Annotated in this window: 23 protein-coding genes and 1 pseudogene; 9 read left to right on the forward strand and 15 right to left on the reverse strand. The window is 61.6% G+C overall.

From position 1 onward, the window contains the following. Positions 1 to 25: 25 nt before the first annotated feature. From prmA to cutA, 7 genes are all read right to left on the reverse strand, one after another. Positions 26 to 964: a 50S ribosomal protein L11 methyltransferase gene (prmA, locus tag Thiowin_RS07930; protein WP_328987202.1), complete on the reverse strand. Its 939-nt coding sequence runs from the start codon at positions 962 to 964 to the stop codon at positions 26 to 28. A 24-nt stretch (positions 965 to 988) separates the two neighbouring features. After that, complete coding sequence (accC, locus tag Thiowin_RS07935) at positions 989 to 2,329, reverse strand: acetyl-CoA carboxylase biotin carboxylase subunit (protein ID WP_328987203.1); 1,341 nt, start codon at positions 2,327 to 2,329, stop codon at positions 989 to 991. Beyond that, a complete protein-coding gene (gene accB, locus Thiowin_RS07940; protein WP_328987204.1) occupies positions 2,326 to 2,778 on the reverse strand; it encodes an acetyl-CoA carboxylase biotin carboxyl carrier protein in 453 nt (150 codons plus the stop codon). The genes accC and accB overlap by 4 nt, the downstream gene beginning before the upstream one ends. Positions 2,779 to 2,907: 129 nt before the next feature. Then, positions 2,908 to 3,375, reverse strand: coding sequence for a type II 3-dehydroquinate dehydratase (gene aroQ, locus Thiowin_RS07945; RefSeq protein WP_328987205.1), 468 nt, complete (start codon positions 3,373 to 3,375; stop codon positions 2,908 to 2,910). A gap of 214 nt (positions 3,376 to 3,589) precedes the next feature. Beyond that, positions 3,590 to 4,216 (reverse strand): TlpA family protein disulfide reductase, encoded by a 627-nt coding sequence (locus Thiowin_RS07950; protein WP_328987206.1) that lies wholly within the window; start codon positions 4,214 to 4,216, stop codon positions 3,590 to 3,592. Between the two features lie 25 nt (positions 4,217 to 4,241). Then, positions 4,242 to 6,668 (reverse strand): protein-disulfide reductase DsbD, encoded by a 2,427-nt coding sequence (gene dsbD, locus Thiowin_RS07955; protein ID WP_328987207.1) that lies wholly within the window; start codon positions 6,666 to 6,668, stop codon positions 4,242 to 4,244. Further along, complete coding sequence (gene cutA / locus Thiowin_RS07960; protein WP_328987208.1) at positions 6,650 to 6,976, reverse strand: divalent-cation tolerance protein CutA; 327 nt, start codon at positions 6,974 to 6,976, stop codon at positions 6,650 to 6,652. The genes dsbD and cutA overlap by 19 nt, the downstream gene beginning before the upstream one ends. 270 nt (positions 6,977 to 7,246) lie before the next feature. Between cutA and Thiowin_RS07965 the strand changes: the two genes are divergently transcribed. Next, positions 7,247 to 7,669: an FxsA family protein gene (locus Thiowin_RS07965; protein WP_328987209.1), complete on the forward strand. Its 423-nt coding sequence runs from the start codon at positions 7,247 to 7,249 to the stop codon at positions 7,667 to 7,669. Here the strand turns inward: Thiowin_RS07965 and Thiowin_RS07970 are convergent. Continuing rightward, positions 7,648 to 8,805: a glycosyltransferase gene (locus Thiowin_RS07970; protein ID WP_328987210.1), complete on the reverse strand. Its 1,158-nt coding sequence runs from the start codon at positions 8,803 to 8,805 to the stop codon at positions 7,648 to 7,650. The two genes, Thiowin_RS07965 and Thiowin_RS07970, sit on opposite strands and share 22 nt — an antisense overlap. Before the next feature lie 53 nt (positions 8,806 to 8,858). Further along, positions 8,859 to 10,319: a Do family serine endopeptidase gene (locus tag Thiowin_RS07975; RefSeq protein WP_328987211.1), complete on the reverse strand. Its 1,461-nt coding sequence runs from the start codon at positions 10,317 to 10,319 to the stop codon at positions 8,859 to 8,861. A gap of 491 nt (positions 10,320 to 10,810) precedes the next feature. Between Thiowin_RS07975 and Thiowin_RS07980 the strand changes: the two genes are divergently transcribed. Next, a complete protein-coding gene (locus Thiowin_RS07980; RefSeq protein WP_328987212.1) occupies positions 10,811 to 10,999 on the forward strand; it encodes a hypothetical protein in 189 nt (62 codons plus the stop codon). Positions 11,000 to 11,211: 212 nt separating this feature from the next. Beyond that, a complete protein-coding gene (locus Thiowin_RS07985; RefSeq protein ID WP_328987213.1) occupies positions 11,212 to 12,489 on the forward strand; it encodes a L,D-transpeptidase in 1,278 nt (425 codons plus the stop codon). Here the strand turns inward: Thiowin_RS07985 and uvrB are convergent. Beyond that, positions 12,461 to 14,479: an excinuclease ABC subunit UvrB gene (gene uvrB, locus Thiowin_RS07990; RefSeq protein ID WP_328987215.1), complete on the reverse strand. Its 2,019-nt coding sequence runs from the start codon at positions 14,477 to 14,479 to the stop codon at positions 12,461 to 12,463. The two genes, Thiowin_RS07985 and uvrB, sit on opposite strands and share 29 nt — an antisense overlap. A 558-nt stretch (positions 14,480 to 15,037) precedes the next feature. Between uvrB and Thiowin_RS07995 the strand changes: the two genes are divergently transcribed. The 3 genes from Thiowin_RS07995 (at position 15,038) to Thiowin_RS08005 (ending at position 18,853) form a co-directional block, all read left to right on the forward strand. Beyond that, positions 15,038 to 15,151: an AAA family ATPase gene (locus Thiowin_RS07995; protein WP_408034179.1), complete on the forward strand. Its 114-nt coding sequence runs from the start codon at positions 15,038 to 15,040 to the stop codon at positions 15,149 to 15,151. 306 nt (positions 15,152 to 15,457) lie between these two features. Continuing rightward, on the forward strand, positions 15,458 to 16,666 hold the full coding sequence (locus Thiowin_RS08000) for a glycosyltransferase family 4 protein (RefSeq protein WP_328987216.1): 1,209 nt from the start codon (positions 15,458 to 15,460) through the stop codon (positions 16,664 to 16,666). 21 nt (positions 16,667 to 16,687) lie between these two features. Then, positions 16,688 to 18,853: an amylo-alpha-1,6-glucosidase gene (locus tag Thiowin_RS08005; protein ID WP_328987217.1), complete on the forward strand. Its 2,166-nt coding sequence runs from the start codon at positions 16,688 to 16,690 to the stop codon at positions 18,851 to 18,853. A 243-nt stretch (positions 18,854 to 19,096) separates the two neighbouring features. Here Thiowin_RS08005 and Thiowin_RS08010 read toward each other — a convergent pair whose 3' ends face one another. Next, positions 19,097 to 19,816 carry an LOG family protein gene (locus Thiowin_RS08010; RefSeq protein ID WP_328987218.1) on the reverse strand — a complete coding sequence of 240 codons (720 nt, stop codon included), beginning with the start codon at positions 19,814 to 19,816 and terminating at the stop codon, positions 19,097 to 19,099. Between the two features lie 173 nt (positions 19,817 to 19,989). Here Thiowin_RS08010 and Thiowin_RS08015 point away from each other — a divergent pair, with 173 nt between their 5' ends. Then, complete coding sequence (locus tag Thiowin_RS08015) at positions 19,990 to 20,484, forward strand: DUF1269 domain-containing protein (protein ID WP_328987219.1); 495 nt, start codon at positions 19,990 to 19,992, stop codon at positions 20,482 to 20,484. 127 nt (positions 20,485 to 20,611) lie between these two features. Here the strand turns inward: Thiowin_RS08015 and Thiowin_RS08020 are convergent, their stop codons facing one another. From Thiowin_RS08020 to Thiowin_RS08030, 3 genes are all read right to left on the reverse strand, one after another. Continuing rightward, positions 20,612 to 20,989 carry a hypothetical protein gene (locus tag Thiowin_RS08020; RefSeq protein ID WP_328987220.1) on the reverse strand — a complete coding sequence of 126 codons (378 nt, stop codon included), beginning with the start codon at positions 20,987 to 20,989 and terminating at the stop codon, positions 20,612 to 20,614. Beyond that, a complete protein-coding gene (locus tag Thiowin_RS08025; protein WP_328987221.1) occupies positions 20,986 to 21,264 on the reverse strand; it encodes an efflux RND transporter permease subunit in 279 nt (92 codons plus the stop codon). The genes Thiowin_RS08020 and Thiowin_RS08025 overlap by 4 nt, the downstream gene beginning before the upstream one ends. Before the next feature lie 552 nt (positions 21,265 to 21,816). Further along, positions 21,817 to 22,413 (reverse strand): DUF3611 family protein, encoded by a 597-nt coding sequence (locus tag Thiowin_RS08030; protein ID WP_328987222.1) that lies wholly within the window; start codon positions 22,411 to 22,413, stop codon positions 21,817 to 21,819. 453 nt (positions 22,414 to 22,866) lie between these two features. Between Thiowin_RS08030 and Thiowin_RS08035 the strand changes: the two genes are divergently transcribed. Together Thiowin_RS08035 and gltS are read left to right on the forward strand one after the other, a co-directional pair. Then, complete coding sequence (locus Thiowin_RS08035; RefSeq protein WP_328987223.1) at positions 22,867 to 23,421, forward strand: hypothetical protein; 555 nt, start codon at positions 22,867 to 22,869, stop codon at positions 23,419 to 23,421. 78 nt (positions 23,422 to 23,499) lie between these two features. Next, positions 23,500 to 24,762: a sodium/glutamate symporter gene (gltS, locus tag Thiowin_RS08040; RefSeq protein WP_328987224.1), complete on the forward strand. Its 1,263-nt coding sequence runs from the start codon at positions 23,500 to 23,502 to the stop codon at positions 24,760 to 24,762. Between the two features lie 51 nt (positions 24,763 to 24,813). On the opposite strand, the pseudogene Thiowin_RS25560 reads toward gltS, so the two are convergent. Then, positions 24,814 to 25,764, reverse strand: a pseudogene (locus tag Thiowin_RS25560) (IS1595 family transposase). Positions 25,765 to 25,977: the final 213 nt, after the last annotated feature.

Consider the following 25,977-nt stretch of genomic DNA (forward strand, 5'->3'; position numbering starts at 1 on the left):
TGATCTCTTGGCGTGCTTTTCTGAGCTAGCGTATCTGGATGCAATCACCGCTGATCAGCGCCCATTGGTCACGAATGGCCGGCGCATGCAAGGCGACGCGCCCACCATAGGCGGCGGCGACGCTCGGAACTTGGGGCTCGAGGATACCCGAAAGCGCGATCTGTGCATTGGTGGCGCAAAGGCGGGTCAGTATGGGAGCGAGTTCGACCAGAACGCCGGCGAGAATGTTGGCGATCAGCACATCCGCGCTGAAAAGCGGGAGCGCATCAGGTGCTAGGCAGCTGAGTCGCGCGGCGACGCCGTTTGCCGCGGCATTGGCGGTGGTCGCAGTCAGTGCCTGCGGGTCATGGTCGATGGCGATGGCGCGTGCGGCACCGAGCTTGAGCGCGGCAATGGCTAGGATACCGGAGCCGCAGCCGTAGTCGAGCAACGTCTTGCCAACAAGGTCGATGCTGTCAAGCCATTCGAGGCAGAGTGCGGTGGTGGGATGCGAGCCGGTGCCGAAGGCGAGACCCGGATCCAGCGCCACGATCACCTGCTCAAGAGCGTGATCGGAAGGGCATTCGGGTTCGCTCGGGGCTTGGCCATGGGGACAAACCCAAAGTCGCCGGCCAAAGCGTCGTGGCTGCCAATGGGCGAGCCAGGCGCGTTCCCAGACCTGATCGGCGAGCGGCTCGAGTCTGGGAGGCGCAGCCAGGGCGGCGTGCAGTTGGTCGGCGGTTTGCTCGGCTCGCAGACGCGCGGCTGGCGCATCCTCGAACAGCGCGGTGATCCGCACCAGCGCCCACAGCGGGGTGGCGCCAGGCGCGGGCTCGAGCAACTCCAGATTGGTCGATGGTGTTGTTTGCCCCGGGTCTTCCGGGTCATCCAGGGTGATGGCCAGGGCGCCGGCGCTCTCTAGTGCGGCTTCAATCAGCGGCACCTGTTCGCGCGCGCCGATCAATGCCAGTTGCAGCCAGGCCATGACGAGTCGTGATGGCGATTAGCGTTACAGCCCGAGCTTTTTCTCCAGATAATGAATATTGGCGCCGCCTGCCTGGAAGGCGGCGTCTTTCATGATCTGGCGATGCAGCGGGATGTTGGTCTGTATACCTTCGATGACTGTCTCGCGCAGGGCGTTGTTCATGCGCGCGATGGCACAGTCGCGATTCTCGCCATGGGCGACCAGTTTGCCGATCATGGAATCATAGTAGGGTGGCACCACGTAGCCCGAGTAGATGTGGGTATCCATGCGAATGCCTGGCCCACCGGGGGCGTGAAAGTCCTCGATGCGCCCGGGGCTTGGCATGAAGGTCTCCGGGTGCTCGGCATTGATGCGGCACTCAATGGCATGGCCGCGCATTTCGATATCGCTTTGTTGAAATTGCAAAGGCTCGCCGGAGGCGACCAGAATTTGCGCTTTCACAATATCGATGCCGGTGACCATCTCGGTGACCGGGTGTTCGACCTGCACCCGGGTGTTCATCTCGATGAAATAGAACTCGCCGTCTTGGTACAAGAACTCGAAGGTGCCTAGACCGCGATAGCCAATGCGAACACATGCCTCGGCGCAACGTTCGCCAATGCGCTGGCGCTGCTCGGCGGTGATGCCCGGTGCCGGGGCTTCTTCGACCACCTTCTGGTGGCGGCGCTGCATTGAGCAGTCGCGTTCGCCCAAATGGATGGCATGGCCGTGGTTGTCGGCCAGCACCTGGAACTCGACGTGGCGCGGATTTTCCAGGTACTTCTCCATATAAACCACGTCGTTGCCAAAAGCCGCGCCGGCCTCGGCCTTGGTCAGGGAGACGGCATTGAGCAGGGCGGCATCCGAATGCACCACGCGCATGCCGCGTCCACCGCCGCCGCCGGCGGCCTTGATGATAACCGGGTAGCCGATGTCGCGCGCCAGTTCCAGCAGTCGGTTGGGATCCTCGCTCAGCGGGCCGTCGGACCCGGGTACGCAGGGAACCCCGGCTGCTTGCATCGCACGAATCGCCGAGACCTTATCGCCCATCAAACGAATGGTGTCGGGTTTGGGGCCAATAAAGACAAAACCGCTGCGCTCGACGCGTTCGGCAAAGTCAGCGTTCTCGGATAGAAAGCCATAGCCGGGATGAATGGCGACTGTATCGGTCACCTCGGCGGCGCTGATAATCGACGGAATGTGGAGGTAGCTGTCGCGCGAGGGCGCCGGGCCGATGCAGACCGATTCATCGGCGAGCAGGACGTGTTTGAGATCGCGGTCGGCATCGGAATGCACCGCCACGGTTTTAATGCCAAGCTCGCGGCAGGCGCGCTGAATACGCAGCGCGATTTCACCGCGGTTGGCGATAAGGACCTTCTCGATCATGCGATGACAAAAAGCGGCTGGTTGTATTCCACGGGCTGGCCGTTTTCGACCAGGATGCGCTTGACGCGACCGGCGACGTCCGCCTCGATCTGGTTGAGGATCTTCATCGCCTCGATGATACACAGAGTATCGCCAAGCTTAACCTCGGAGCCGTCCTCGACAAAGGGCTTGGTGCCTGGTGAGGGTGAGCGGTAGAAGGTGCCAACCATGGGCGAACGCACCAGGGTGCCATCCTCGGGTTCACTGACGGCGGGTGACTCCAGGGTGGCGCCCCCCCCCAGACCAGGTGCTGCTGGAGCGGACGGCATGCTGGCCGGCATGAGTACGTTCGGCGGAGCGCTGCCATAACGGTTGATGCGAACCGATTCCTCGCCCTCGTGAATCTCGATCTCGGCGACGTTCGACTCTTCGAGTAACTCGATTAGTTTTTTGACCTTACGGATGTCCATGCGGCTTGGATCTCTCGATGGGGCTAATTCAGAAGGGCTGGCCGGGCTGGCGATTTGGTGCCAATCGCATCCGCTGCCCGAGCTTGTTGTGATTATCCATGATGACCGGCTTGACTGGGTAGGCAACCGCTAGACGCCGCCGGAATTCATAGTGTTGGTGGATCTCAGGTAGTTTTGAGCGGCGATGAACGCCAGTTCATAGCCGTCGGCGCCCAGCCCGCTGATCACGCCCATGGCAATGTCAGAAAAATAAGACTGTGCCCGGAACGGCTCACGTGCGTGAACGTTTGACAAATGCACCTCAATGAAGGGCAGATTGACGGCAAGAATGGCATCACGCAACGCGATGCTGCTATGGGTGAAGGCAGCCGGATTGAAAATCATGAACACCACCCCGTCAGTCGGTGCTCGATGTATCTGGTCGATCAGCACATGTTCGGCATTGCTCTGCGCGAAGATTAAGTCCAAGCCCATTGGTTCGGCCGCCGCGCGCAGGCGCTGCTCAATCCGCGCCAGGGTGATCTGACCATAGATCCCCGGCTCGCGCTGGCCGAGCAGGTTCAGGTTGGGACCGTTGAGGCAGAGAATGGCCGACATAGGCTGCGCATGCTCGTTTTGCCGGGGAATCCGGACCTTGGGGTTGATCGAACTGGGTTGAACGCGGTTGCGGGCTTGGCTTGTTAATCACACTTGTAATCAGGGTGGCGAACTTCGACCCCAGTTGCCCAAAATGGCGGACATTGGCCGATAACAGGCGGAAAAGAAGCCCGTCCAGGTCAATACCGGCAAGGTTAAAGCAAAGTGCGCCGATTTACAAAAATCGCCGCGTATCGGCGATCTTCTGATTGGCCCGGACGCCTCCAGTGCTGCTGCCTTCAGGCAAGAGGGGCGGCAGCAGCGCTTCAACCTCCAGCTTGAGTCTGTCCTCGTCAATGAGGCCAGCCTGGCTGAAAACGGCGCGGCCAGTGCGATCGAACATTAGGGTAAAGGGCAGGGACCGGGTCCGGTTGCCAAAACGTGCCGCCAGTTCGATCTCAGGCAAGCCACCAAAGAGTATCTGGTAATTGAGCGGGCGGCTGGCAAGGAAGGTGCTGATGTCCTTGGGTGTGTCGATGGCGATACTCGCCACCTGCAGCACGCTGGTGTCGTGGGCGACCTGCAGGCGCTCAAGCGAGCCGATCTGGGACAGGCAGGGGGCACACCAACTCGCCCAGAAGTGCATGATCAGCACCTTGCCAGCCCAGTTGTGGCTGCCGATCTCATTGCCATGAATGTCCGTCAGGCGCAGGTCCGGGAGGACCATCGCCCGCTGCCGTTCTGTTCCGGACATCAGGGCGAAATTCGGATGGTCGTCCATCCAGCGCTGACCAAAGAGGGCAACGCTGATGCTCAGTGTGCCAGCCAGCAGGGTGACGAACAGGACTTTTATCACACTCATGGGATCACCGTGATGGACCCTAGGGTCATGGTTTAAGTGCGCGCAAATGGGCGGCAAATTCTTCCGACGGCACGAAGCCAACGAGGCGGAAACCGCGCAACTCGCTGCCGGAGGAGTCGAAAAACAGTATCGCCGGCGGGCCGGGTATGCCGAAGCGCTCCTGCATCAGGGCTCTGTCCTCGGCATCGTTGGCGGTCACATCGGCCTGCAGCAGAACAAAACCCGCCATGGCGGCCTGAACCTCGGGCTCGGGGAAGGTATAACGCTCCATCTCCTTGCAGGATACACACCAGTCGGCATAGAAGTCGAGCATCAGGGGTTGGCCCTTGGCCGCGGCGGCGGCCAGTTCACGCTCCAGATCGGCGACCGTCTTGATGCGTTTGAACTCGGCCTGGGCGCTGCTTTGCGCGCCACCGACCGGCATCAGCCCGCGCAGGGGTTGCAGCGTATCGCGCCCGCCGGCGGCGGTGCCGACCAGCATCAGGGCGCCATAGATCAGCAGGCTGATACCCAGGCCTTTCCATAGATTGCGCCAGCCACTGGCCTGCACGGGCAGGGGCTCGAGCGCGCCCAGATACACCGCCGAGGCAATCAGCAGCAGCCCCCAGAGCGCCATTGCCATGGCCGCCGGTAGGATGCGCTCGAGCAACATGATCGCCACGGCCAGCAGCAGCACGCCGAACACGGCCTTGACTGCATCCATCCAGCCACCGGCGCGCGGCAGTAGCTTGCCGGCAGAGGTGCCAATGAGTAGCAGAGGCGCGCCCATGCCGAGCCCAAGTCCAAACAGGGCAAAAAAGCCGAGCACCGCATCACCGGTCTTGCCGATAAAAATGAGCGCGCCCATCAGCGGTGGGGCGACACAGGGGCCAACAATCAAAGCCGAGAGAACACCCATGATGGCCGCGCCGATCAGGGTGCCACCCTGTTGCTTGTTGCTCAGTTCCGTCAGCCGGGTTTGCAGGCTGCTGGGCAGTTGCAGCTCGTAGAAGCCGAACATCGACAACGCTAGGGCGACGAAAATGCCGGCGAAGAGCGTCAGCACCCAGGGAGTCTGGAATGCGGCCTGCAGGTTGGCGCCAAAGAGCCCGGCAATCAGGCCGACGATGGCGTAGGTGAGCGCCATGGCCAGCACATAGGCCAGCGACAGCATGAAGGCCTGGCGGGTGGTGATGCCCTTGCCCTGACCGGCAATGATGCCCGAGAGAATGGGAATCATCGGGAAGACGCATGGGGTCAAGGCCAGCAATAGCCCGAGACCGAAGAAGAGTGCCAGGGCACCGAAGATGCCGGTTTTTGCCAGCCGCGCGGCAATCTGGTCCTGCTCGGAGACACGCGCTATCTCCGCCTGGGGCGCGGTGGCTGTGGGGGGTTGTGCGCTGGCCAGAGTTCGCGCATCCGCCACAGCTTGCGAATCAGCCAGCTCGGTGGTCGGCGGCAAGGCCAGGGTGATGGTCTTGGTCACCGGCGGATAACAGATGCCGCGTTCGGCGCAGCCCTGGAAGCTGGCGGTCAAGCGAATGTCGCTCGCCTCGCCGCGAGTGCGCAGCAGCGGTAGCTCGGCGCTCAGAAGGCCCTGGTAGATGGCGACATCGCCGATGCTGCCGTCCGGGCGCACGGTGTTGGCCTTGATCTCAGCCTCGGGCAAAGCGAGTTCGCCAAGTCGCACGCCCGCGGCCTCGGCGCTCTCTGGGGTGAGTTCCAGCGTGATCTTGTCACGATATAAAAAGGTCTCGGGCGCGATCATCCAGCGCAGTTCCAGCCGGTTGGGTGACTTGATGTCGGCTGAAAAAACAAAGGCTTCCTCGGCTGGGAGAATGTCGTGCTCACCAGCGAAGCCGCGACGAGCACTGGTAACGAGCGCATTGAGCGGGTTGGAGGCGGGCCTCGAGTCAGAGGCAGGGCTGGTTGCCGGATTGGGCGCCTGCTGGGCGGCTGAATCAAGGGCAGGCAGGTCAAGCTCGAGCGCGACTTCCTCGGGCGGATAGCAGAAGCCGGCATCGGCGCAGCCTTGAAAGCGCGCGAGCAGTGTTAGGCGCCCAGCAGCGCTGTCGGCGCGCTCAAGCGGAATTCGTATCTCTATCTGATTTCGATAAATCTCGACCTCGCCGAAGAACTGATCCTGCCGGATTTCGCCCGACGGAAGCCGCGGCTGGCCCAAACTCACCCCGGGTGTCTCGCTGCGGAAGCGGAGCTTGCCCTGGTACAGGTAATAGCCGGGGGCAATCCGCCAGCGCACGGCTATTTCGTCGGGGCCAAGAGCTTCGGCCGCGGGTTGAAAGGCCTGCTGAACTGGCAGGAAATCCGCCCATGCCGGTCCACTCAGACTCGTTACCAGCCCCGCGACCAGCATCCAGAGGCCAAGCCAGCCAGACGCGGATGAGGATCGCCCAGGGCGTGGGGCTTGGTTGTGGTGTGCTTTTTGGTTGGGCATCACGTGCTTTTGGTGCATGTGTCAATCCATTCCAGATAGTGATCCGATCCCGCGATAACAGGCACGACAATAAACTCAGGCACCTCGTAAGGATGTTCGGTCAAGATACGCGCCTCAAGTGCGTGCAAACGTGCCTGCGTTGTCTTGATCATCAGCAGGGTCTCGGCATCCTGGCACAGATCCCCTTCCCAGAGGTAAAAGGAGGTTGCGCCCGGCAGCAGGGAGACGCAGGCGGCCAGACCTTCTTTGACTAGCAGCGTGGCGATGCGCTCGGCGCATGCAGCGTCGGGACAGGTGCAGTAGGCGATGCAGGGTGGCGATGACATTGGCGAGAATCCCTGTGGCGGCTGGTTGAGTCGGGACAATTGGCCGAGCATTCTAGACCATAGCGGTGCGCGCGCGCCGGCTTAAGGCAGTTGTGAAGGCGAGCCAAGCTTTCCGGGTTGGGGGATTGCGCTAGTCGGCTCCGCGGTCTATGGTCGCGGATCAAGCGTTGCCGCCGCGATTTTGTCTTGATGTTGGTCCGATGCCGGCTTGGCGCCGGTTTCGGTGATGGTGGCGATCATTCATTCATCCACTGCTTTGTGAGCTCCATTGTGCTTTGGTTTTTTTTGTTATTCGTCGGCACGCCCCTGATCGAGCTGTATTTTTTGCTCAAGGTGGGGTCCATCATCGGGGCGCTGCCAACCATTTTGTTGTCGATCTTTACCGCGGCGCTGGGTGGCTACCTGGTGCGTGAGCAAGGGCTGTCGGTGCTGATGCGGGTGCGGACCATGCTTGACCAGGGCGTGATGCCGGCGTTCGAGGTGCTTGATGGCGCCATTTTGCTGCTGTGCGGGTTTTCGCTCTTGCTGCCGGGCTTTGTGACCGATGCCGTGGGTTTTCTGCTGTTGGTGCCGCCCCTGCGTCACTGGTTAATCCGCCGTTATATCGCGGTGACGCCAGCTGCCGGCGATGTGAGTGTGCACAGCTCCCGGCAGGACTACATCGAGGTGGATTATCGGCGCGAGGATGACTGACCTCGTATCCTCTGAATGAGCTCCAGATAACGGCCGGCGCTGATGTCCGCCTGATAGTCGCTGACTGCCGCGCGCAGGGTCTCGGCGGGCAGGGGCGCATCCAGGGTCGCGGCCATGGCCTGTGCCAGTGCGTGGGCATCGCCGACTGGCACCAAGGGGCCAAAGCGACCCTGCCGCAGGATCTCGGCTGGTCCGCTCGGGCAGTCGGTGGCAACCGCTGGGGTGCCCAAAGCCAGGGCCTCGGTCAGCGCATTGGGTGATCCCTCCCAGGCAGAGGAGAGCGCAAGCAGGTTGGCGCGCGCGATAAAGGGGTAGGGATTGGCGAGAAACCCCGGAAGATCGACCGACTCGCTCAGGCCAAGTTCGGCAATCAATCCTTCCAGTTCCGGGCGTTTGGCTCCTTCTCCCAGAATGATCAGCCGGCACGGACGCTGTTGTCTGAGCTGGGCAAAGGCGCGGATCAGGGTCGGGAAGTCCTTCTGCCGCTGCAGGCGACCGATACCCAGGATGACTGGGATCACGGGCGTTTGCGCCGGTTCGCGCTCCGCGTGCCGCAGCCAGGGGTGAGGGCAGGGCGCTTGCGCGCGCTCGGCAAGCGCGGGCGTGATCACCGGGTTGCGCACTACATGGATGCGCTCGGCGGGCAGGCGGGCAAGGGTTCTCACATCCTCGGCAACGCCCGCGGATACCGCGACAATGCCCTCGATATGCGGATAGAGCCAGCGGATGAGCCCATAGCGCAACCAGCGCTCCGCGGCCGAGCGAGCGGCCATGGCGGTCGACAGGTGGGTCCCCAGGCGCAGCAGGATGGCGGTGTCGACCCCGGCCAGGGCGCGCGCCATGACCGCGCTGCGCCCGGCCCTGTCCTTGGCCACCAGCAGGGCGGCGGGGCGTGCCCGCCGCAGATAAAGCGCGAGGGCCGGGATGGCAAGCTGGCTGTGGCGCCCGGCGAGCCGACGCTGGCGAATGCCGGGTGGGAGGTCCCGCAGATAGGCTGAGTTCGCGCGCAGCAGCAGCAGATCAACCCTTATGCCACGGGCATCGAAGGCGATCAACAGGTTGATCAGCATGCGCTCCACCCCGCCGTTGCCGGAAAAGGACGCGAGCACGGCGATGGAGTCGGGGTGGGGCGACATTCGTCTCTCCCGAGGCGGTCTTGTCGGACTTGAAGTGGCCAGCCCTGAAGGGGTCAGCCCTGAAAAGGCACGGGTACAAAGCGCTGCTGGCCGTCCTGTTCAACGCGCAGCAACACTGACGGGCGGCCCTGAGCGGCCACATCGCGAATCAGGCCGACGACCTGCTCTGGAGTGCTCACCTGTTGCTGCCCAACCATTGAAATCACGGTGCCGGCGCGAATGCCGGCGCGAGCCGCCGGGCCGTTCGGCTCGACCTCCGCGACCAGGACGCCCGTGGTGTCCGCGCGCAAGTTGTACTGACGCCGACCCTCGGGCGTGATTGGCGTCAGATACACGCCCAGGCGTGCCTGGTCGCTGCCGTTGTTCGGGCTGCTGGCCGCGAGTTGGCCATCGCCCGGCATCTGACCAATGGTCACGGGCAGGGTCAGGTCTTTGCCGCCCCGCATCAGTTCAACCCGCGCCTTCGTGCCAGCCTCCAGGCTGGCAATCAGGCGGGTGAGATCCCGATAGTCTTCCATGGGTTGGCCGGATACGCCCAGTATCACGTCCCCGTTGCGCAGGCCCGCGGCCGCGGCCGGGCCCTCGGGCAGGACGTCGGTCACCAGCACACCCTTGCGGTCCGGCAAGCCAAGGCTGGAGGCGACTTCATCGGTGACAGGTTGGATTTGCACGCCCAGCCAGCCGCGATCCACATGGCCCTTGGTGCGCAAATCCGCGACGATGCTCGACACCGTCTCGGCCGGGATGGCGAAGCCAATGCCGATGTTGCCGCCGCTCGGGGAGAAAATGGCGGTGTTGACCCCAATCACCCGACCGCTGGCGTCGAACAATGGCCCGCCCGAATTGCCGCGATTGATAGGCGCGTCGATTTGCAGATAATCATCATAGGGGCCGGAGTTGATGTCGCGTCCGCGCGCCGAGATAATCCCGGCGCTGACCGAGCCACCAAGCCCGAAGGGATTGCCCACCGCCAGCACCCAGTCGCCGACCCGGGCACCCGCGGCACTGCCAAGCTGAACCGCGGTCAAAGGTGTTTGTGGCTCGATCTTAATCAGCGCCAGATCGGTCTTGGGGTCGCGGCCAATCAAGGTTGCCTGGTATTCATCGGCGTTGTTCAAAGTGACCCGGATGCGCTCGGCACCCTCGACCACGTGATTGTTGGTGACGATATAGCCCGCTGGGTCGATGATAAAGCCGGAACCTTCCCCTTCGCGCGGCATGGAGAAGCCGGGCTCGGCATGAAAGCGGCGGAAAAACTCCGACAGCGGAGAGTCTTCGGGCAGTCCGGGTGGCAGAACGGGCGGGAGACCGGAAGCGCCAGAGTGACCTCCGCGGACTGATTGTTCAACGCTAATGTTCACCACTGCATCGACCACCTGTTCGACAATGTCCGCAAAACTGGGCGCTGCCATGGTGACCGGTGGTGGCATGGTGGTGCGCATCACTGCTTCCGACTCCGCTGCCGCGCGCACCGGGCCGGGGGCGATCAAGGCCATTACAAGGAGACCGAGCATCAGGAAAGCCGCTGTTGTCAGTTCGGCACGGTGGTCCTTGGCGAGTGTTACCGCCTTGTTCGACGGGCGTGGATGTTTGGCAAGGCTCGAGTTGCAGCCGGTGCGGACAGCTCGCGGCCTGGCTGCGCCAAGACCTGAGGCAAGGCCTGAGGTAAGACCAGTTGTAAAGCCAGTTGTTAAGCAGAATCGCATCTGAGTCATAGTGTTCATGGCCTGCATTGTCACTTGTATTGGTTTGCTTTTGGCAGGATTGTCATGGTAGTCGCCTTAACGCGGCTTTTCCCGCACATTACCGATTTTTCATCTTGACGTCTTCCGTACCTGTTTGGACTGACGGCAAAGCGATGGCGGAGCGCGGTCATTTGCAGCACAATGCACCGACATATCGGGTATGGGCTATTCCGGACCCACTGCGGGTGGTCAAGGGGTCGCACGCGTTGAGCCTTGGGATGAATGCGGGATGAACGCGGGATGAATGGGGAGATCCGCCGATGGCCGAGCTGGAACAGATTGAAATGTCGCGCTATCGTCATGAACTCCTGCTCGACCTGCGCCATTTGGTGAAAAAATATTCCCGCATCATGGCTTGGGAAGTCCCGGAACTAGACGAACAACGCGCTAATCGGCTTCTGATCGAGGCGATGCGTGACGCCTTCAAGGAGATCGACCCGGATCCCTGAGTCGCGGATGCTTGAGCGCCTCTGATGAGTACTTGAGTGCGTCTGAAAGGAGACCGCAAGGATGCGGAAATTTGTTTTGATTTCGCAAGCATGAACGGGGTAACGTGAAGCCCCGCTGGTGTTTGATTTTTGGCTGCTCTTGCAGCGATCAGGTTTGGGGTGATTGACGGATGAACAACCTAACGGCCATGACCACTCGGAGGCCGCACTCTGTGGCGATCGGCTCTGCCGCAATCGCATCTATTGGATTCGATCGCAAGAGCCTGCTGCTCGACGTGCTGCGGCTTTGTCTGCTCAGTGCGCTCCTGAGCGGCTGCACCCAGAGCCTGCCAGAGCGTGCGCAGCAGAAGGCTCCCGATGCCGAGCCTGAGCAGAGCGCGGAACAGAGCGCAGCCACTGCCACCACCGACCCCGAGGCAGAGGACGCGCCGCTGCCCTGGCCGCCACCCAACGGCGATATCCCGCAACCGCAGGAGGCCGCGGCGGTGGGCAAGATGTTCGAGTGGCATGGCGACGGCCGTCGCGTGAGTCGCATTGTGATCGACACCGACACCCAGCAGGCACGCTTCTTTGACGGTAAGGAGCTGGTGGGTTGGAGTACTGTGGCCACTGGCGTGTCCAGTCATCGCACGCCAACGGGTGAGTTCTCGATCCTTGAGAAGGTGGTGAACAAACGCTCCAATCTTTACGGCCGGATTTATGACGGTAACGGAAAACTCGTTAAGCGCAATGCGCGTGCCGGGAGCGATGCCGTCCCCTCTGGCGGGCGCTTTGTTGGCGCCAAAATGCCGCATTTCATGCGCATGACCTATGATGGCATCGGCATGCACGCCGGTCCTATCCCCAGACCAGGCAGTCCGGCGTCCCATGGTTGTATTCGCATGCCGTCGCAGCTCGCTGACCGGCTTTTCAAGCAGGTCGACGCGGGAACCCGGGTAACAGTGATCGGCTCTCAGGGCCCAAGCTACGGCAATTATGCCGAACGGGTCAAAGCCCAGCAGGGCGAGGCGCGCGCGGCGCGTGCCGCGGCGCAGGCGCGTCGGGATGGCGATCCGCTCGGCGCGCTTGATGCCGAGATCGCGGCATTGCGTGGGGAGGATCTTCCGCCGCCGGCCAGCAGTGGTGATTCCGAAGCGGCCAGCAGCCCCAGCAGCCGTGGTTCGGAAGAAGAAACGACGGGTCGCCGCGCAACGCGCTCAACCGGCGATCAGCCATCTGATGCATCAGGCGCTGCAGGGACTCAAGAAACCTTAGAGGCCTCCGGCAATGCACAACCCTCTGGTAGCGAGTCCCAGAATGTCCAGCCAGCAAGTGCCCAGCCAGTAAGTGCCCAGACCTCGAGTGATCAGACTTCGAGTGCCCAGCCTTCCAATGAAGAACCCCCGAGTGTCGCACCCTCTGGCTCGGACGAGAGCGCTCCTGGGGCCGAGGGTTCCCCTGCCTCACAGGCAGCAGGCTCAGTCACGCCGCCGTCAGTACCCGCGACTTGAGCGCCTTGAGTTGATCGCGGACCGCAGCCGCCTGCTCGAATTCCAATTCCCGGGCGTGGCGATTCATTTGTTTTTCCAGGGTTTTGATTTTTTTGCTGAGCTGCGCCGGGGTTAAATGCTCCTCGGCGGTGGCATCCTGGCCATCGCGATTGGCGCGCCGCACGGGTGCGGGCGCTCCAGGAACGCGAGCGCCCTCGAGTATCTCGGCCACTGCCTTGCGGATGGTCTGGGGTGTGATCCCCTGTTCCTCATTGTGCGCGATTTGCTTGGCGCGGCGGCGCTCGGTTTCCTCGATCGCGCGGGCCATCGACTGAGTGATCTTGTCGGCATAGAGAATCGCCTTGCCTTGGACGTTGCGCGCGGCGCGTCCGATGGTCTGGATTAGCGAGCCAGTCGAGCGCAGAAAGCCTTCCTTGTCGGCATCCAGAATGGCGACCAGCGAAACTTCGGGCATGTCTAGCCCCTCGCGCAGCAGGTTGATGCCGACCAGCACGTCGAACTCGCCCAGGCGCAGATCGCGGATGATCTCCACCCGCTCGACGGTGTCGATATCCGAGTGCAGATAGCGCACCTTCACCCCATGATCAGACAGATAATCCGTCAGATCCTCCGCCATGCGCTTGGTCAGTGTGGTGGCCAGCACCCGTTCGTTGGCGGCAACGCGCAGATGAATCTCCGAGAGCAGATCATCGACCTGACTCAGCGCCGGGCGCACTTCCACTTCCGGGTCCACCAGGCCGGTCGGGCGCACTACTTGCTCAATCACGGCGCCGGAGTGCTCGATCTCATAGTCGCGCGGGGTGGCGGAGACATAGATAGTCTGCGGCTGACGCGCCTGGAACTCCTCGAAGCGCAGCGGGCGGTTATCCAGTGCCGAGGGCAGGCGAAAGCCATACTCGACCAGGTTCTCCTTGCGCGAGCGATCCCCCCGGTACATGCCGCCGAGTTGCGGTACGGTGACATGGCTCTCATCAATCACCACCATGGCATTGGTCGGCAGGTAGTCGAACAGGGTCGGCGGCGGTTCGCCGGGGCCGCGTCCGGACAGATAGCGCGAGTAGTTCTCGATACCGGAGCAGTAGCCGACTTCCTGCATCATTTCCAGATCATGAATAGTGCGCTGCTCCAGACGCTGGGCCTCAATCAGCTTGTTGTTATCGTGCAGCCAGTTCAGGCGCTCGCGCAGTTCAACCTTGATCTGCTCAATGGCATTGAGTACCACCTCGCGTGGGGTAGCATAGTGGGTTTTAGGAAAGACCGTGAAGCGCGGCACCTTGCGCCGCACCTCGCCGGTTAAGGGATCGAACAGGGACAATTCTTCAATCTCATCATCGAACAGCGCCACCCGCAGCGCCTCGTCCTCGGACTCCGCCGGGTAGATATCGATAATGTCGCCGCGCACTCGGTAGCTGCCACGCGCCAGTTCAATCTCATTGCGGCGATATTGCAGCGCGGCAAGCTGGCGCAAAATGGCGCGCTGATCGACCAGATCCCCGCGCGAGAGATGCAGCACCATTTTTAGATAGGCCTGAGGATCACCCAGGCCATAGATGGATGAGACAGTGGCGACAATAATGACATCCGGGCGTTCGAGCAGTGCCTTGGTGGCCGACAGGCGCATCTGCTCGATATGCTCGTTAATCGAGGCGTCCTTTTCGATATAGGTATCGGTGGCCGGCACATAGGCTTCCGGCTGGTAATAATCATAGTAGGAGACGAAATACTCCACCGCGTTGTGCGGAAAAAAGTCCTTCATCTCCCCATAAAGCTGGGCGGCAAGCGTCTTGTTCGGCGCCAGGACCAGCGCCGGGCGCTGCAGTTCGGCAATCACATTGGCGATGCTGAAGGTCTTGCCCGAGCCGGTCACGCCGAGCAGCGTCATACCGGCCTCGCCGTCGCGCAACCCCTCGGTCAGCGCGCGGATGGCAGCGGGCTGATCACCGGCCGGCTGAAAGGGGCATTCAAGCTGAAAGGGTTTGGATTGGCTCATTCTGATGGTTGCCAGGAATTGGCTCGACGGATGCAGTTTGTGCTGGCAGTCTTGGCGCGGTGCATAGCCTCCAAAGCCAGATGCAGCGGGTAGCGGGAGTCAGGGATAAAAGCAGGTAGAGGATAAAAACGACCGCTAGGACCTTCCGCGCTTGGTCATATCTGGCATGCTAGCCGAAAAATCGAGCGCAGCGAGGATAAAAACAAGCCGAACTGCCGAGGCCGCCGAACTGCTGAGACCGGCAGGTTGGAACAATGGCGCTGGTGCCACCAAGCTTGCGGGCTATCCGCCAGAGCATTGCAGCATGCCAGAGGGGGCGTCGCGTCAGTGGGGAGCGGCATTCAATGGGGGGGCAGATCATGCTAACTCCGCCCCGAATTGTCTCGTCAAAAATGAGGGGGCTAACTGACTACGGTCTGGCAGCAATCGCGCGTCTATGGGCGTCGACGTCTTGCCGATCATGACTCGTTCCAGTGCTATGATGGCTCCATGCAGCCTAAGAAACTCCCCGTCTGCATCTCTACCTTCCGTTAGATTCGCGAGGAGGGTCATTATTATGTGGACAAGACCGCCCATGCTCTTAGGCTGATCGCGCAGGGCAAGTATTCCTTTCTCTCCCGCCCACGTCGCTTTGGCAAATCGCTGTTGCTCGACACCATAGCCGCAATCTGATGGGGTTCGAAGTGAGCAGTGCTGGCGGTTCCGGCAATGGGTTATCCGCGACCTAACCGCTAAGAGAAAGAAATGTGGTATGTCCCCGCTGTCCCCGTTTCTCAACTTGGGGACTTGAAAAATCTCGGTTCCGATCCCTACCTTGGCTTCCGGCATGGAATTTGCCGAACAAGCCGCCTGTGCGTCCTCGCCGGCGCTCAGCGTCCGGCGCATGTTGTGAGCGCAGCGTTGCCATAATTTTTAGGCTCCCGCGATTTGAGGTGCGCGTGGAGTCCCTTGTTTCTGATCGATTTGGAGGTTCCCGATATGAAAATCGCTCAAATCGCCCCCCTGCATGAGAGTGTACCGCCTAGAACCTATGGCGGCACCGAGCGCGTGGTGCATTATCTGACCGAAGCCTTGGTGAGTCAGGGCCATGACGTGACCCTGTTCGCCAGTGGCGACTCAGACACCAGCGCAGAGCTGCGCGCCATTGTCCCAGAGGCGCTGCGTTTGTCCAAGGAGCGTCGCGATCCCATGGCCTGGCATCTGTTGCAGCTCGGCCAGGTGGCGCGCGAGGCGGGGAACTTCGATATCCTGCATTTCCATACGGATTTCATGCACTTTCCGCTATGGCGCGAGCGTCCCGAGCCGCAGCTCACCACCTTGCACGGGCGTCTGGATCTGCCTGATCTCAAGCCTGTCTTCAATGAGTTCCGCGACATGCCGGTGGTCTCCATCGCCGATCATCAGCGCGCGCCCCTGGGCTCGGCCCCGCGCTGGCTGGGAACCGTCTACAACGGTGTGCCAGCCGCACTGTACGATTTCAATCCGCGTGGCGGCGATTATCTGGCCTTCCTCGGGCGCATGTCGCCGGAGAAGGGGCCGGAGACGGCGATACAGATCGCGCTTGCCGCCGGCATGCCGCTCAAGATGGCGGCCAAGGTCGATGTGGTGGACCTTGAGTATTTCGACGCCCGCATCAAGCCGCATCTGTCCCATCCGCTGATCGAGTTCGTCGGCGAGGTCGACGAGCGCGGCAAGAACGAACTCCTTGGTGGCGCCCGCGCGCTCTTGTTCCCCATCGCCTGGCCCGAACCCTTCGGCCTGGTGATGATCGAGGCCATGGCCTGCGGTACCCCGGTGATTGCCTATCGCCTCGGCTCGGTGCCAGAGGTGATGCAGGACGGCGTCAGCGGCTATGTGGTGGATTCGCCCACGCAGGCGGTGGTGGCCGTGGAGCGTATCGATGCCGTCGACCGTGGCGTCTGCCGCGCCTATTTCGAGCGCCGCTTCTCCTCCGAGCGCATGGCCGAGGGCTATGTCGAGTTCTACCACCGCCTGCTGCTGGCCCAGAGCGAGCCGGCCACCGATGCGCCGCGTCACACACCGCGCCCGATTCCCCGCCAGACTCCGCACCCGGCTCCAAATCAGGCTTCGCACGAGATTCGCTTGCCGAGGTTCGCTGTCGGGGCAGGCGCGCGCGGGGAGCGCCAGCCTTTGTTCGAGCAAGAGCGGCCCGATCTGGCCGACTGATGCCTGAGTTGGGGTACTGCCATGCGTGACGCGATCGAAATCGACCATCGTTGGTACATCCCGGCCACCTCCTCGCGCGCGGACGACCGCACTCGGGTGCTCAAGTCCGACGACGGCTTCGCCGTCTTCAGCCGCCACGGGGAGATTGGCCGGGTGGGCCTCGGCGAGCAAGGCTTTTACTATCTCGGCACCCGCCATCTGTCGGAATGGCAATTGCTGGTGGCCGGCGCCGAGCCCCTGTTGCTCAATTCCACCGTGCGCCTGGACAACAGCCGCCTGGTGGTGGATCAGACCGCGCCCGACCTGTGGCGCGATGATCGTCTGTGGCTGGCGCGGGGCAGTCTGCATTTGCGCCGCGAACTGGCCGCCGAGGCCTGTGCGCTCACCGAAGAGCTTAAGGTCACCAACTACGCGCGGGCGCCGCTGCAGCTGCGCCTTGAGTATCGCTTCGGTGCGGATTTCCGCGATCTGTTCGAGGTTCGCGGCGAGCGCCGCAAGCAGCGCGGCGAGCGGCTGGCGCCAGTGTGCGAAACCCAAGCCATGGTGCTGGGTTACACCGGGCTCGACGGCGCGACCCGGCGCACCCGGGTCGAGTTCGACATCAAACCGCTCACGCTCGACGCTCAGCAGGCTGTCTTTCTGCTCGATCTCCCCCCCGGCGAGACCCGGCGGCTCGAGGCGCGCATTTCCGGAGCCAATGCGCAGGCCGGTTTCCGTACCCCCAGCCACGCCGCTGCCGTGCGCGCCATCGACCGCAAGCTGGCCGCAAGTCAGGAAGCGCGTGCCGGTATCTTCAGCGACAACGAGCAATTCAACGATTGGATCAACCGCTCGCTGGCGGACCTGCAGATGTTGGTCACCGCCACCGAGCATGGGCCTTACCCCTACGCCGGCGTGCCCTGGTTCTCGACCCCCTTCGGGCGCGACGGGCTGATCACCGCGCTGCAAACCCTATGGCTGCAGCCCGACCTGGCGCGCGGCGTGCTGCGCTTTCTCGCCGCCACCCAGGCCGATCATACCGACTTAAGCCGCGAGGCCGAGCCCGGCAAAATCCTGCACGAGATGCGCCAGGGCGAGATGGCCGCGCTCGGCGAGGTGCCCTTCGACCGCTACTACGGCACCGTCGACGCCACCCCGCTGTTCGTGATACTGGCCGGGCGCTACTACCGGCGCACGTCTGACCTGGACTTCATCCGCACGCTCTGGCTCGCCATCGAGCGCGCGCTCGGTTGGATGGAGACGGCGGCGGATGAGCGCGGCTTTCTCACCTATGCACGCCACGGCGATAGCGGTTTGGTGCAACAGGGCTGGAAGGATTCCAACGACTCGGTGTTCCATGCCGACGGCGGCGATGCCGAGCCGCCCATCGCCCTGTGCGAGGTGCAGGGCTATGCCAGCGAGGCCTTCGCGCTTGCCGCCGAGCTGGCCGCGGCCCTGGAGCTGCCCGCCGAACGCCAGCAGCATTGGCGGGAAAAGGCGCGGCAACTGCGCGCGCGCATCGAGGATGCCTTCTGGAGCGACACCCTCGGCGGCTATGCGCTGGCGCTCGACGGTCACGGCTGCCGCTGCGAGGTCCGTACCACCAATCCGGCGCATCTGCTCTACTGCGGGGCGGTTCGGCCGGAGCGCGCGGCGGCGGTGGCGCGCGGTCTGGTCAGCCCGCAAAGCTTCAACGGCTGGGGCGCGCGCACGCTGTTCGCGGGTGAGGTGCGCTACAACCCCATGTCCTACCACAACGGCTCGGTGTGGCCGCACGATACCGCCATCGCCGCCGCCGGCTTGGCGCGCTATGGCTTCATGGACGAGGCGCTGACGCTCTTCACCGGCCTTTTCAACGCGGCGATTTTCTTCGACCTGCACCGGCTGCCGGAGCTCTTTTGCGGCTTCGAGCGGCTGCCCGGGCAGGCGCCGACCCTGTACCCGGTTGCCTGCGCGCCCCAGGCCTGGGCCGCCGGGGCGGTGTTCATGCTGCTGGAGTCGCTGCTGGGCCTGAGCTTCGAGCCCGCGGCGCCCCACATTCGCCTGCGCCACCCGCGGCTGCCGGATTACATCGACTGGCTGCGTATTGATGGGCTGGTTTACGGAAAGGAGCAACTGAATTTGGTACTACGCCGCTACGGACGCGATGTGGCGGTGAATGTCGAGCGTGGCGAGCGTTCGAGTCTGTCGTTATCTGTGCTGCTATGATCTTATCAGCGCGAGCTACCGAGACAGGCGCGCGCTGAAAGGTGAGTAAATTCATTTTTTATCAGTCGTCTTATCAGCAAACCCGGGTCCAGGCTGCCTCTTGCGAGGGTGGTCCGGACTGCTCGGGCTATGATAGTGTGCCGCTGATCGTTGATGTGCTGCTGGTCCGCTAAAGGCGCCATTGTCGTCTTTGGTGCCTCTGATGCCTTCCTGGTGTCTTCAGCATCTGAGCGCATCTGATGTTCAGGTCTGGTGCGCGCCTGAGTCCGTGCCAGGGGCGATGGCCTGCTGGATGTGCGAAATGGCACTGTCCACCGAGTCGACCAGCATCACATCGAATTCTTCCGCGCGCACCGTGCCCTCGCGCTGCATGGCTCCAAGAATGAATTCACGCAAGGGCGTCCAATAGTCGGTGCCGATGGCAACACAAGGAAAGTGGTGGATCTTGCCAGTCTGCATCAAGGTGAGCGTCTCAAAGACCTCGTCCATGGTGCCGAAGCCACCGGGCATGAAGATAAATCCACATGAATACTTCATGAGCATGACTTTGCGCACAAAAAAATAATCGAAGGTGAGCAGACGGTCGATGTAGGGATTGGGGGTCTGTTCGTGCGGCAGTGAGATATTGCAGCCGATGCTTAAACCCCCAGCCTCCCGGGCGCCGCGATTGGCTGCTTCCATCACGCCGGGGCCACCACCGGTCATGACAGTGAAGCCGGCCCGCGCGAGGGCGGCGCCGACCTCGCGCGCGAGTTGGTAAAAGCGGTGTGATTCGGGAAAGCGCGCGGAGCCAAAGACCGTGACGGTCTGGCCCAGGTCGAACAGGGCGCGGTAACCATGCACGAATTCATCAAAAACGGTGACCGCGCGGTCAAAATCGGCGAGTAGATCATCCGCGCCACGCAGGAGTTCGCGCTCGGCGCAGGGGGCGGGCACGCGGGTGGACTGATTGGCTGGTTTCATGATGCGATGTCAAGATACCTGAGGTCGCGGACGGGTAGGAAAGGGCGCATGATTAGGTGATCATCATTTCGTTTGGTTTGTTAACTCGGATGCCCTGAGCGCGCGAAAGCCGATGATTCAGGGAATTGGGCGAACTGACTTAAGTGTAGATTGTTGAGCGAGAGGAAACACACATGAGTGATCTGATCGTAATCTCTTTTGAAGACTCGGCGCCAGCCTTTGAAATGCGGGCGACATTGGCGAAAATGCAAAAGGAATATCTCATCGAGATGGAGGATGTGGTGGTTGTCACCAAGGATGACCGTGGCAAGGTAAAACTGCACCAGGCGGTGAGTTTGACCGCCATGGGCGCGGTGGGCGGGGGATTCTGGGGCATGCTCATTGGCATGCTGTTCTTAAATCCATTGCTTGGCGCCGCGGTGGGGGCGGGGGCGGGTGCCTTGTCTGGCAAGTTGTCGGATATTGGCGTCGATGATCAATTTATGAAGGATCTAGCCGCGCATTTTCAGCCCGGCTGCGCGGCGATTTTTGTGCTCGTGCGCAAGGCTTCCACTGACCAGTTGCTGGACGGCTTGCAGGCATTCCAGGGTAAAGGCAAGGTGCTGCGCACCTCACTCACCAAGGATGAAGAGGCGGAACTACGTAAGGTCATTGAAAGCACCGATTAGCGCGGATTGGCCCTAATTTGCATCGGCTTTGCCAATGAATAGGCCTCGGCGACAAGGAGCCCGAGGTAGAGATGGCCAACCTCCACGATGGTGGCAGCGATACGATTGCCCAAAGAGTTCAATCCACTCAGCCCCCAGCGGCGGACTGGATAGATCCCTTGCACAAATCATGGCCCATCACCGACTCCCAGGTGACGTAGAGCGTTGGAATCACGATGAGCGTGAGAAGTGACGCCATCGAGAGCCCGCACATGATGGCGAAGGCCATGGGTCCCCAAAAGACCGTCGGCGCGACGGGAATCAGCCCAAGCACCTTGGCCACCAGCACGGCCTGCGCGTAGAACGGATTGGGGAGCTGCACGTTAAGCGGCAGGTAGAAGCGAATCGCGCCCTGGCCGACATAGGTGCTCCAGTGCGCCAGGTCAGGGTCTTCGGCGAGTAGGGCATTGAGCTGTTCCACCGCCGCCTCGGTGGCGTGGATGGAGGCGTTCTCCGGCAGGGTCAAATGCTCCCCGCGCGCGTGAAGCTGCGCAACGTCTCCATATGGGGCGCTTCTTGCAGGGTGCGTTCGTGGCGCTCGGTGACCTGATCGAGGGTGTCCTCAAGGGTCGCGCCCGGCCAGACGCCGGCCACCACCATGGTGCGGATGGTGAAGGCCGGTCCCTCCGCGCGCCCGAGCTTGAGAAAAGCGCCGATGCCGGCCACCACGGCAACAATCATCAGGTAGACCACCACCGATCGGTGGTTGATTGCCCACTCGGAAAGGTTCAAAGGCTTCATTGCGCGGTACCGTTAGTCGCCGCGCCCAACAGCCACCACCCAGACCGCGGGCTGCCCATCTGCCCGAATGAGCGCCGCCGCCGGGATGATCATGCCTTCGGCAGCGCCGCTGATCGCCACCTCGCCAACCACCCGCCCGGTCCACGCAGGATGCGAACCAGGCCAAGCAGCACTGTCAGGAGAATTGCGAGATGAGCCCGGATTGCGGCGCTGAACGAGGATCAAGCGCGCGACGGGCAACACGACCCCGCAACAAAGGATTGCGTCATGAACTGCCTGGCATACTTGAGTAGCGGTCAGGGTCGCACAGCGCCAGGTCCGGGTGGGAGCAGCCTCAGACTGAGTAGTGCGGCGGCTGACGCAGCGGCCAAGACGATAGCCCAATCAGCCCCCATTGCCGCGAGGGACAAGGCATCTGGCTCCAATAGCAAGAGCCAGAAGGCGAAGAACAATGCCGACCGCGCGGCAAAGGGAACCAACGGACGCGCGGTCACTGGGACACCATCGGCCGCTAACGCGGTGCGAACGCCCGTGATGTCACGCCTCTGTCTCTTACAGCTGTGTGGCCGATTTCGTCTGTGGCGTAGCCGTGCGGTAGAGCAGCCACATTGACAGCCCGAGCACCACCAGTTCGGCGGTCAGCAGGATCAACAAAGAGATCAGACTAATGCCATCCAGCGCGGATATGAACTGACCGGGATTGGTGCCGATTTGCGGGGAGATGTTAAGACCCGTCTGCGGATTGGCGAGCATGACGAAAAGCATGCGCCCAGCCGACCCGAACAGCAACAGCATGGAAAAGACGATACCAATAGCACTCGCCCAGACGCCTATCCAGATGGTCTTGAGTACCCCACCACCACTTAGAGCAGGATCCGAAACGGCAATGCGCCGGCCAAACCGTGGGTAGCGGAAGAACCAAACCGCGGTGAAAATGGTGACGATCAGGCTGCCATAGGACAGATAGTTGCTGAGATCGATGCCCTTGCGAGCAGGGGACTCGGGCGAGAACCCGAGAACCATGTAGAGTGCGAGCATCAGCGGGATAGCGAGCAAAACCAACTGGGTGATAAAACCGATCCAGCCGATTTTTTTAAAGGTCGCGCCGAGTTGCGCGGGGTTCTTCGGAGGCCAGGGTGCGACAGCCATGGGCGACTCTCCAATGATGGATGACAGGAGGGCTAGGGACACCGGCATGGTATCAGCGAGAAGCCCATCGCCATAGTCGGCCTGAACCGCCGGACTGAGCTTTTCCCGCACGATTTCTGAGCAGCAAGAGCTTTTGACTGTGCGCGAAATCAGGGCATGGACAGGCGCCTTGGCGCGACCTGGGCAGGCGGCAGCAAGAATGAAAGGTCACTCCTTGTTTATTTAAATTGCCTTTTATGCATTCAAAACCTCAATGATGGTCGAGAATTTGTTATTTTAGAACACTATTATACGAATGTAACTTGAATGAGTTGACGCCAAAGGCTTCTCTACTCGTGCTACAGGGGCTGTAGCGAGTCGACTTGGGATGGCTGCCCTGGGGTACTTGCGAGGGGGATCGAAATCATTGATCCTGCCCGCTTCAGCCTGATGGTGGAACCAGTTAAGGCTATCTTGGATCAGCATCCCGCTTGGGTGCGCCGAAAGAATCACGGGGCAAATTCATTCGACCCGACCAGCGAACCGGTCTTTTTTTGGAAATCACCTGAAGCGGCTATTCAATACACCGAACTGCTTCATACCCACGCCAATCCGGGAGACATCAGCATGAAATCGAACTTAAGTCAGCGCGTCGCGGAGCTTGTCGCCAATGGTTGGGAGCCCGTGACCACCACGGAGACCACCGCATCCCTGACCGGACGCCGTCCCTTCGCCTGGTGGCTGTTCTTGATCGTGATTTTTCTCTTCCCCTTATTCGGAGGACTGCTCTACCTCATCTTCTGGGTCGCCACATCCAAGGCAACCGTGTTCTTGCATGTCGAGGGCGAGGACATTGCCGTCGCCGGCGACAAGTGGCTCCTGGATCTCCAACGGGACCAGCACGAGGCCTACGTCAAAAAGCAACGCTTGATCAAGGAGCAGGGGTTCTTGAAGGTGATGTGGCCACAACTCCTCGTCTCCTTCGGCTTGATCGCTCTCTGGATCTACTTGCTGAAGACATATTGGTAAAAACTGGCCAAAAATAACTGGCCGGGAAAGACTGGCCGGGAAAGACAAGTTGCCGAACAGCTTCGCGAGACGTGAAACATGGAAATGCAAGAGGGGCTGCTGCGAATCGATTCTTTCCTCGCGGTCACCATTGGCATTTTGGTGCTCTTCGTCGGCAAGCGCATCAACAGCCGCGTGCGCCTGTTTCAGGATCTGAGCATCCCGGACCCCGTGACCGGCGGTCTCCTGTTCTCCGTGCTCTTCACCTTGTTTTACCTGATCTTCGGCCTAGTCGTGGAACTCGAGCTGCGTGCTCGCGATGTGCTGCTGGTCTACTTCTTCACCACCATTGGCATTAATGCACGGGCAGCCGATCTGCTCGCTGGCGGCCGGCCCTTCGTGATCCTGCTGCTGATCACCCTTGGCTTTATGTTCGCGCAAAACCTGACCGGCATCGCTGTCGCGGGGCTGTTCGACCTACCGGCAGCGGTCGGGGTGGTGGGCGGCACTGTGTCATTGATTGGCGGTCATGGCACCACCATTGCGTGGGCGCCGACCATCGCCGAACAACAGGGCATCGTCAATGCCATGGAGATTGGCATCGCCAGCGCCACCTTTGGCCTGATCCTAGCGAGTCTGATGGGCGGTCCGATCGCGCGCTTTCTGATCATGCGCCATGGTCTCACACCGTCCCCGGCAGAGGCGGGCGAGAACGTCCACAAAGACAGTCGCGACGACATCCAGGAAATCGGTCTTTCCGAGCACCAACGGGCCGCTGGCATCACACACATGGACTTCCTCGCCGCCGTGCTGGCCATCCATGTCGCCATTATTCTCGGCTATGTACTAAATGGCATCATCGGCGAACTCGGGCTCAAGCTGCCGCTGTTCGTGACCTGCCTGTTCGCCGGCATCCTGCTGACCAATCTGGTGCCGGCGCGGCTGTATCGCGCACTCGGCATCGGGTGGCCGACGCGCACCCCGGCGATCGCGCTGATCGCCGACGTTGCGCTCGGCACCTTTCTGGCCATGTCGCTAATGAGCATGCAGCTGTGGACGCTGATCGATCTAGCAGCGCCCATTTTCACTATCCTGGCCGCGCAGTTCACGCTGGCCGTGATGGTGACCATCCTGGTGCTCTTCCCCCTGCTCGGGCGCAACTACGACGCCGCCGTGGTGGCCGCTGGCTTTGGCGGCGTCACCCTGGGCTCGACACCGACAGCAATGGCTAACATGGCCACGGTGACCCAGCGTTATGGGGCCTCTCACCGCGCCTTCATCATCGTGCCGCTGGTATCCGCCTTTTTTATTGATCTTGCCAACGCGCTGATTATTCCGTTCTTCCTGCAGACCTTTGCCTGATCGATCTGTCGAGCATGCGCTGCTGGTTCAAGGAGTCAAAGCGTATCCTGATTAGTGAGCTTCCTCAGCACCCCGAAGCCACAGCTCAGATCGTGCTCCGATTGTGGCCGCTGCGACGAGCAAGCGGTTGTGAATGGTATCGAGATGGAACCGGCGATTAAACCGGTAAGCGAAGGTGGCCAAGTAACGGCTGGCGTATTTGCTGAAATCAAAGGCATGATAGGCCCCACCAAAGCTGGTCTTGAGATTGCCCAGATGGTATTGATCCAATTGAACTCCGGAAGGTCCTTGGGCTTGAGACCGCCAACCACGATGGCATGGTGCAGACAGCCGGCATCGGTGACGCCGTTAAAGCACGCCAGCCCATCGGAGGTGACCAGACAGCCAGGGCTCAGATTGCTCACCGCCCAGTCGGCAATGGCCTTGCGAGTTAATCCGCGCACCGGGGTCATTTTCGCGAACCGCGGATGCCCCTCTGGCGTCAGCGATACTGCCGCGACAAACGGCACCTTGTTCTCCGAGCCGCGTCCGGCCTTGCCGCCGGTCAACTCTCCGCCCAGGTAGACATCATCGATTTGAACATCCCCGGCTAGGGAATAGGCGCTGTCACGTTCGCTCCGTGCGTGCATGAGCTTGTGCTGGATCAGCCAGGCGCACGATAACTGACACCGAGTTGGCGCTTCAGGGCCAAGGAGGACAGTCCGGTCTTGGCCTGGCTGATCAAATAGATCGCCAGAAACCAAACCGTCAGCGCCAGATGGGTGCTGTGAAACAGGGTGCCGGCGATCAGCGAGGTCTGCTTGCGACAGGCCTGGCATTGAAAGAGTTTGTGGTTGCCGCCTCGGAGAATATAGGCATGGGCATGGCCGCGCTCAGGGCACTGAAATCCCTCGGGCCAGAGCGCCTGCTCCAGGCACGCTGGCACTGCGCTTCGGTGCCGTATTGCGCGAGAAAGCTCGGCAGTGACAGCCCGGGTTGGAATTGAACGCGATTCATCGGCATGCGCTTGGTCCTGAAATGGAAGGAGGTAACTCAGTGTGCGCTTTTCTTCAGGATGGCGTCGGGAAACTGGCTTAGCAGAGAAAGCTCACTAATCATTGTTCCTTGCGGCTTGCATTAAGGGTTTTAGGTGTGTTCGGTGACATTAGGTCGCGGGCATGCGTATCCAAGAGCGTCCGCGGGTCAATGTGACAGCCACGATTGTCCCGAGGTCGA

It is taken from the genome of Thiorhodovibrio winogradskyi, assembly GCF_036208045.1.
GTDB lineage: Bacteria > Pseudomonadota > Gammaproteobacteria > Chromatiales > Chromatiaceae > Thiorhodovibrio > Thiorhodovibrio winogradskyi.

Coding starts and splice junctions, on each gene's coding strand:
- prmA (WP_328987202.1), bottom strand. CDS start 964: ATGGCCTGGCTGCAACTGGCATTGATCGGCGCGCGCGAACAGGTGCCG.
- accC (WP_328987203.1), bottom strand. CDS start 2,329: ATGATCGAGAAGGTCCTTATCGCCAACCGCGGTGAAATCGCGCTGCGT.
- accB (WP_328987204.1), bottom strand. CDS start 2,778: ATGGACATCCGTAAGGTCAAAAAACTAATCGAGTTACTCGAAGAGTCG.
- aroQ (WP_328987205.1), bottom strand. CDS start 3,375: ATGTCGGCCATTCTCTGCCTCAACGGTCCCAACCTGAACCTGCTCGGC.
- Thiowin_RS07950 (WP_328987206.1), bottom strand. CDS start 4,216: ATGAGTGTGATAAAAGTCCTGTTCGTCACCCTGCTGGCTGGCACACTG.
- dsbD (WP_328987207.1), bottom strand. CDS start 6,668: ATGCACCAAAAGCACGTGATGCCCAACCAAAAAGCACACCACAACCAA.
- cutA (WP_328987208.1), bottom strand. CDS start 6,976: ATGTCATCGCCACCCTGCATCGCCTACTGCACCTGTCCCGACGCTGCA.
- Thiowin_RS07970 (WP_328987210.1), bottom strand. CDS start 8,805: ATGTCGCCCCACCCCGACTCCATCGCCGTGCTCGCGTCCTTTTCCGGC.
- Thiowin_RS07975 (WP_328987211.1), bottom strand. CDS start 10,319: ATGCTCGGTCTCCTTGTAATGGCCTTGATCGCCCCCGGCCCGGTGCGC.
- Thiowin_RS07980 (WP_328987212.1), top strand. CDS start 10,811: ATGGCCGAGCTGGAACAGATTGAAATGTCGCGCTATCGTCATGAACTC.
- uvrB (WP_328987215.1), bottom strand. CDS start 14,479: ATGAGCCAATCCAAACCCTTTCAGCTTGAATGCCCCTTTCAGCCGGCC.
- Thiowin_RS08000 (WP_328987216.1), top strand. CDS start 15,458: ATGAAAATCGCTCAAATCGCCCCCCTGCATGAGAGTGTACCGCCTAGA.
- Thiowin_RS08005 (WP_328987217.1), top strand. CDS start 16,688: ATGCGTGACGCGATCGAAATCGACCATCGTTGGTACATCCCGGCCACC.
- Thiowin_RS08010 (WP_328987218.1), bottom strand. CDS start 19,816: ATGAAACCAGCCAATCAGTCCACCCGCGTGCCCGCCCCCTGCGCCGAG.
- Thiowin_RS08015 (WP_328987219.1), top strand. CDS start 19,990: ATGAGTGATCTGATCGTAATCTCTTTTGAAGACTCGGCGCCAGCCTTT.
- Thiowin_RS08025 (WP_328987221.1), bottom strand. CDS start 21,264: ATGAAGCCTTTGAACCTTTCCGAGTGGGCAATCAACCACCGATCGGTG.
- Thiowin_RS08030 (WP_328987222.1), bottom strand. CDS start 22,413: ATGGCTGTCGCACCCTGGCCTCCGAAGAACCCCGCGCAACTCGGCGCG.
- gltS (WP_328987224.1), top strand. CDS start 23,500: ATGGAAATGCAAGAGGGGCTGCTGCGAATCGATTCTTTCCTCGCGGTC.